The following is a 358-nucleotide window of genomic DNA, read 5'->3' on the forward strand; positions in this document are numbered from 1 at the left end:
ATATCTTTTTTGTCTTTCAGGAAATCCAGAATCAAAGCTTTCTGGTTAGAAATGCTGTTACTTTCCAGTTTTGCTGAACTGGAAATATCGCCATCTTCTTTAGATAATCTGACATAGATGGCGGCATGATAGATTTTATTGATATTCTGATACATATCTTACCTCCTTTTATTACGTCAGAAAATCCATGTAATAAAAGGGGGCTGCATAATTTGTCCTTACCGACATTCTAACACAGTCCCCTCCATCTTGCCAGTACTTTTTCAGACACTCAGAAGCATATTCTCGAATGCCTGCTCCATAGATATACCGTTATTGGCAAATCTGACTTTTACTTTCATATTACCGATCCGGACCA

Annotated in this window: 1 protein-coding gene and 1 pseudogene; both read right to left on the reverse strand. The window is 37.4% G+C overall.

All coding sequences use genetic code 11. From position 1 onward, the window contains the following. Positions 1 to 155 (reverse strand): annotated as a pseudogene (locus G5B11_RS19700) (recombinase family protein); the annotation flags it as partial. A gap of 108 nt (positions 156 to 263) precedes the next feature. Beyond that, on the reverse strand, positions 264 to 350 hold the full coding sequence (locus G5B11_RS19535) for a hypothetical protein (RefSeq protein WP_330603194.1): 87 nt from the start codon (positions 348 to 350) through the stop codon (positions 264 to 266). Between the last annotated feature and the right edge of the window lie 8 nt (positions 351 to 358).

This window comes from Blautia glucerasea, assembly GCF_013304385.1.
GTDB classification, from domain to species: Bacteria; Bacillota; Clostridia; order Lachnospirales; family Lachnospiraceae; genus Blautia_A; species Blautia_A ammoniilytica.